Source organism: Streptomyces calidiresistens (assembly GCF_014141525.1).
Classification (GTDB): domain Bacteria; phylum Actinomycetota; class Actinomycetes; order Streptomycetales; family Streptomycetaceae; genus Streptomyces; species Streptomyces calidiresistens.
The window spans coordinates 1-5944 of the sequence record NZ_VKHS01000308.1; the positions used below are offsets into that span (position 1 = coordinate 1).

Annotated in this window: 6 protein-coding genes; 1 reads left to right on the forward strand and 5 read right to left on the reverse strand. The window is 75.3% G+C overall.

All coding sequences use genetic code 11. The features are described 5' to 3' along the window. Positions 1-157: 157 nt before the first annotated feature. From amiA to FOE67_RS14035, 5 genes are all read right to left on the reverse strand, one after another. On the reverse strand, positions 158-283 hold the full coding sequence (gene amiA / locus FOE67_RS30055) for a streptamidine family RiPP (protein ID WP_267133331.1): 126 nt from the start codon (positions 281-283) through the stop codon (positions 158-160). Positions 284-361: 78 nt separating this feature from the next. Then, a complete protein-coding gene (locus tag FOE67_RS14020) occupies positions 362-1177 on the reverse strand; it encodes an ABC transporter ATP-binding protein (protein ID WP_438874216.1) in 816 nt (271 codons plus the stop codon). A gap of 179 nt (positions 1178-1356) precedes the next feature. After that, positions 1357-2361, reverse strand: coding sequence for a FecCD family ABC transporter permease (locus tag FOE67_RS14025; RefSeq protein ID WP_194444260.1), 1005 nt, complete (start codon positions 2359-2361; stop codon positions 1357-1359). Between the two features lie 80 nt (positions 2362-2441). After that, a complete protein-coding gene (locus FOE67_RS14030; protein ID WP_438874217.1) occupies positions 2442-3494 on the reverse strand; it encodes a FecCD family ABC transporter permease in 1053 nt (350 codons plus the stop codon). An 80-nt stretch (positions 3495-3574) separates the two neighbouring features. Further along, entirely contained in the window at positions 3575-4615 is a 1041-nt protein-coding gene (locus FOE67_RS14035; protein WP_182664168.1) for an ABC transporter substrate-binding protein, read from the reverse strand. Positions 4616-4893: 278 nt separating this feature from the next. Between FOE67_RS14035 and FOE67_RS14040 the strand changes: the two genes are divergently transcribed. Further along, the coding region (locus FOE67_RS14040; protein ID WP_182664164.1) for a hypothetical protein at positions 4894-5944 on the forward strand (1051 nt) is incomplete at its 3' end.

The following is a 5944-nucleotide window of genomic DNA, read 5'->3' on the forward strand; positions in this document are numbered from 1 at the left end:
GGGATCGGGACACGCGGACCTCCCTGAGGGGTCGTGGGCGATGGACGGGGCGCGACGGTGGCGGGGACTCCCGGTGGGGCACCGGCCGGCACCCCACCGGGAAGGGGCGGCCCACCGGCCGGTGGGCCGCCCCCGGGGCCGGTTCACCCGGCCCCGGTCACTCCTCGGTGTCCTCGAAGGGGTTCTCGACGAGGGCGTTGGAGTGGGTGGGCGAGAGGTGGGCCAGCTGACCCGGGTCGGCGACGGGGGCGAAGACCTGCTCCTGCTCGAACTCGTGCTCCATCGGAAACCTCCGTGAATGAGGGCGAGTTGGTGCCCGGTTGGGCACCCGGAGGGAGCCTAGTAAAAATGATTTTCAATATCAATGGTTCAGAGGGTGATCGGGATGACACACCGGCCACCCCCCGACCGGATCGACACTCACCCGACCCACCACGTCGAGCACGTCGGCCAACAGACGGGGGGTCACCACCTCGCGCGGCGCCCCGTCCGCGACCACCCGGCCCTCCCTCAGCGCCACGATCCGCTCGGCGAACCGCGCCGCGTGCCCCAGGTCGTGCAGCACCATCACCACCGTGAGGTCCCGTTCCTCCCGCAGCCGGACCACCGTGCCCAGCACCTCCAATTGGTGGTGCAGGTCCAGGTAGGTGGTGGGCTCGTCCAACAGCAGGATCCGGGTGTCCCGGGCCAGCGCGAGCGCCAACCGCACCCGCTGCCGCTCGCCCCCGGACAGGGCGTCCACCGGACGCTCCGCCCACCCGGTCACCCCGGCGTCCGCCAGGGCCCGCGTCACCGCCGCGTCGTCCCCTCCGCGCAACATGCCCAACGGTCCGCGCGCCGCCCAGCGCCCCTGCCGCACCAACTGCCGCACCGTCATCCCCGGCACCGGTGGCGCCGACTGGTGCAGCAGTGCCACCCGACGGGCCGCCTCGCGACGGGACATCCCCGCCAGGTCCTCACCGCCCAGTTGCACACTCCCCCGCTCCGGGCGGAGCAGGCCCGCGATCACCCGCAACAGGGTGGACTTGCCGCAGCCGTTCATCCCGATCAGCGCGGTCAGTTCGCCGGGTTCCACCCGCAGGTCCACCCCCCGGAGCACCGGACGGTCCGGATAGCCGAACGCCACGTCCCGGACCGTGATCCCCGGCGGTCGCCCGGAACGCCCGGCCGTCGACACCTCCGGCGTCGGACCCCGCTGCGCCGCCGTCGCCGTTCCCGTCCCGCCCGGCCCGTCGACCGCGCCCCGCGTGTCCCCCATCGGGGTCACCCCTCTCGTGTTTCCCGTCCCCGTCGTTCGGGTCGTTCGGGTCGTCCCCGTCGCTTCGGTCGTCCCCGTCGCTTCCACCGGGACCCGCCTCAGAAATCCCGCGTCGGGGACCTGCGGACCACCACCAGCAGCAGCGCCGCACCCAACGCCGTGGTCAACGCCCCCACCGGCAGCGTCAACCGGTCGGCGTCCCACAGGACCGCCAGGGCCCGGCCGCCCACCTGCGCCAGCGCGTCCGCCCCACCCACCACGGCGGCCCCGGCCAGCGCCGCTCCCGGCACCGTGATCCGCAGATCGGCGCCGAACAGCGCCAGAGCCAGGTGCGGTACGAGGAGTCCGACGAATCCCAGCGCGCCGACGGTCGAGACCGCCCCGGCGGCCAGGGCCACCGCGCAGAGCAGGGCGGCTCCCCGGGCCCGCCCGGTGTCCAGACCGGCCTCCGCCGCCTGCTCCTCACCGCAGCGCAACAGGGTGAGCGGCCCGGCCAGCAGCCAGGCGGCGATCCCCCAGCACAGCGCCCACGGCCACAGCAGGTTCCAGTGCTGCCACACCCGCCCGTCGGTGGTGCCGATCAACCACTGCACCACCGAGCCCAGTTCACCGGGGGCCACCAGCAGCACCATGGCGGTCAGACCGCCCAGCACCGCGGAGACCAGCACCCCGTGCACGGCGGTCTCGGTGGGGTCGTCGCGCCTGCGCCCGGTGAGCACCCACAGCAGACCCGCGCCGAACAGACCACCGAGGCAGGCGGCGATCACCACCGCCAACGGCGACTGGCGGTCGGCGAGACCGAAGCCGGTGGCCACCACCGCCCCCAGCACCGCGCCCGGGGTCACCCCGGTGACCTCCGGCCCGGCCAACGGGTTGCGCAGCGCGGACTGCAACAGCAGCCCGGCCACGGCCAGACAGGCCCCCGCCACGAGCGCGACGAGCATCCGGGGCACCCGGAGGTTCAGCACCACGTGGCGGTCCAGCGCGTCCCCGCCGCCGAGGAGCACCTCCCACACACCCGCGGGCGTGACGGCCCGACCGGCCACCACGTCGGCCACCGCCACGGCGAGCACCACCAGGAACAGCAGCGCCAGGCGTGGCAACGGGGAACGCGGGACCGGGAGCCGGGGCGGTGTCCCCGCCCGGCGTCCGGCCGGCGACGGAACGACGACTCCGGAACCCTTCACGACTTCCCCTTCCCCGTCCCGGGCACCGGCCCGACCGGAATCCGCGGGGCGGGTACGGACGTCGGATGCCCGTCCGGGTGGGCCGCCGACCGCGCGGACCGCCGACCGGACCGCCGACCGGACCGCAGCAACAGCACTCCCACCGGCACTCCCACCAGCGCCGTCCAGGCCCCCACCGGGGTCTCCACCGGCGCCAGGGCCAGTCGCGCCGGCAGGTCGGCGACCAGGACGATCGCGGCCCCCCAGGCGATCGACCACGGCAGCCAGCGCACCGCGTGACCGGTCGGGTCCAGGCGCCGGGCGATCTGCGGGGCCAGGAAGCCGACCCACGCCACCGGTCCGCAGACCGCCACCACGGGGGCGATCAGCACCACGACCACGCCGAGCGCCGCCAGGCGGGCCCGGTGCACCCGCACCCCCAGGGCGGAGGCGTCGTCGTCCCCCAGCCGCAGGACCGACAGCACGGGGGCGCAGAGCACGAGCGCCGGCACGGCGAGCACCAGCCACGGCCACACCCCGCCCACGTGCTCCCAGGTCCGGGCGGACAGCGACCCGAGCAGGTAGCGGTAGATGATCTGCAGGCTGAGCTGATCGGCCATCACCATCACCACCAGCAGGGCCGCCTGCAGCGCGGCCGTGACGGCGGCTCCCGTGAGCAGCACGGCCGAGGGGCTGCGCCCGAACCCCGCGGCGACCAGGGTCAGTCCCCCGCCGAGGGCGGCTCCCACGAGGGCCAGGGAGGGAACCAGCAGCGCGGGCAGGGAGAGCGAGAGCACCAGCGGCACGGCCACGCCGAGCGCGGCCCCCGCCGAGACCCCCAACATCTCGGGGACCGCCAGCGGATTGCGCAACGCCTCCTGGAGCACCAGCCCGGCGGCCCCCAGGCAGGCCCCCGCCAGGAGGGCCAGGACGACCCGGGGAAGGCGGAGTTGACCGACCACCACGGCGACGCGCGGGTCGTCCCCGCCCCCGGTGAGCGGACCGAGCAGCTCGGTCGGCGGAACCACCGGGGTGCCCAGGCACAGGGCGGCGACGCCCGCGCCGAGGATCAGCGCGGTGACGACGACCGCGGCGGCTCCCCGGGCCTTCCGTCCCGGGCGCCCGGGGCGCCCGGGACGGACGCGGGGACTCACAGAATCGCCGTGGCCTCGTCGAGGACGATGCCCAGGGAGCGGGTGCCGCGTCCCTTGGCCCAGACCTCCGGGTCCACCTCGTGCACCTCGCCCTCCCGGACCGCGGTCAGGCTCTCCCACAGGGGGTTGCCCGCGAACACCTCGGAGAGCGGGGCGGCGTCGCCGCCGAAGGACAGCGTCTCGACGAACAGCACGTCCACGTCCTCGGCGAGGATCTCCTCCAGGCTGTAGGTGCCCTCCACCCCGCGCGACTCCCACGGGTAGTGCGCGATCCCCGGGAAGAGGCCCGCGGCCACGTCCGTGCCGGGGGTCGCGACGCCGAAGTTCTCGTCACTGCCGTAGATGATCAGGGCGGTGCGGTCGCTCGGCTCGGCCTCGGCCCCGGCCAGGCGGGTGCGGAAGGCCAGTTCGGCCTCCTCGGCCTCCTCGGTGCGGCCGGTCAGGGCGGCGAGGTCGCGCAGGTAGGCGACGCTGTCCTCCCAGCTCTCCGGCTGGACGGTCCAGAAGACGGTGGCGTCCTCCAGCGAGGGGGCCAGCCGACCGTGGGTGTCCTCCAGGCCGATCACCAGGTCGGGTCGGTGGGACAGGATCGCCTCGGGTTCGGGGGCGATGAACCCGCCGGGGACGATCGGCACCTCGGCCGCCGCCTCCGGTCCCAGGAAGTCGGGGTGGGCGAGGAGTTCGCTGTTGGTGGCCACCGGAACGATGCCCAGCTCGGTCAGGATGTCGTCGCACAGGGCGACCAGGCAGACGATGCGCTCGGGCTCGGCGTCCGTGGCGACCGTGGTGCCGCGCACGTCGGTGATCTCGCGGGCGGGCTCGATCGGTTCGACGGTGATGTCCGCGGCGGATCGACCGTCGTCCGCGGCACCGCTCCCCGCGGCCGGGGTGCCGTCGGCCCCGGCGGGCTCCGGGGTGCTCTCCGCGGCGCAGGCACCGAGCAGGAGCGCGGCGGCGCCCGCGACGGCGAGCGCGCGCGCTCCGCGTCGGGCCGTCCGTCCGGCGCCGGCGGGAGCCGGCCGGGTGTCGGACGGCATCGGACGGGGGCCCCCGGCGGGCTGTGCGAACGGCGCGAACTGCGCGAACTGCGTGAAGAGCGTGAACGGCATGGTCGTCTCTCGACTCGTCTCGTGTCGGTGGTGTCGGGGCCCGGCGGTGTCGCGGCGCGGGAGGGAGGAGCGGTGTCGTCCCCGGCGCCGGGGACGCGAACGGGCACGCCCGACCCGGGGCCCCGGGTCGGGTACCGGCCCCGAACGCAGTCTATACATGATTATCATTTGCAGTAGCCCGTTATCCGCGATCCGAGGGACGAGCGATGACCCCCACCCCCGCCGTGTCCGCGACCCCCGCGCCCGGCTCCGATTCGCCCCCGCCGGGGGACGCCGCGCTGCTGGTCGCCGACCACGTCGCCGGGGTCCTGGTGGTGCTCTCCCTGTCGGAAGGAGGAGAGGGGGCACGCGAGGTCGCCCGCCTGACGGGATGTCATGTTTCCGAGCACGCCGGATTCCTCGCCCTCCCCGACGGACGGGTCGCCTGCGTGGACGAACGCGCCGGCGAGGTGCTGCTGCTCGATCCGCTCGCCGCGCTCCGCGGTCGGCCGATGCCCGTGACCCGGATACCGGTGGCCGTGCCCGCCGAGCAACTGGCCGCGGACCCCGGGGGGCGGTATCTGGTGGTGGGCACCGGGGTGGGGCTGAACGACGAGCCGTGGAACGACCTGGTGACGGTGGTGGACACGGTGGCGGGCCGGGGTGTGCGGGTGCGCACCCGCCCCGACGAACCGGGGGTGGGAGTGGTCGGCGGGGAACACTTCCGCGACGGGTCACCCCGCCTGGTGCTGCGGCGCCGCGCCCCGGGCTCGTGGGACCTGTACCGCCTGGAGGACCTGTGGACGGCACCCACCGGCTGCCCCCGGGTCGACCCGATCGACCGCCTCCCGCTGCCCGACGACGGCCTGGGGGACGCCGAGGACCCCTCGGACCCGGGGGGCGCGCGGATCCTGACGGCCTGTGGGGACGGCGTGCACCGCGTCCGCGTGGTCGGCGACCGACTGGTGGCGGAACCACCCCTGCCGTGGGGCGCGGCGGGGCGGGGTCACTACCTGCGCCCCGAACCCGGCACCGACCGCGTCTGGTCGGTGGTGCGCGGGGGCCCCGGTGAGCCGACCGCCTGGCCGGAGTGGACCAACACCGCGTGGTGCCGGCACACCGCCGCCGGACGCACCGATCTGATCGACCTCGGTCCCGGCCTGGTCTTCCGCATGGCCTTCGCCGCGCCCGGGGTCGCCGCCTTCAGCCGGATGCACCCGGACGGGGACGAGATGGTGCTGGTGTCCACCCGCCCGACCGCCCCCGGTGGGGCGCCCC

Coding starts and splice junctions, on each gene's coding strand:
- amiA (WP_267133331.1), bottom strand. CDS start 283: ATGGAGCACGAGTTCGAGCAGGAGCAGGTCTTCGCCCCCGTCGCCGAC.
- FOE67_RS14035 (WP_182664168.1), bottom strand. CDS start 4,615: ATGCCGTCCGACACCCGGCCGGCTCCCGCCGGCGCCGGACGGACGGCC.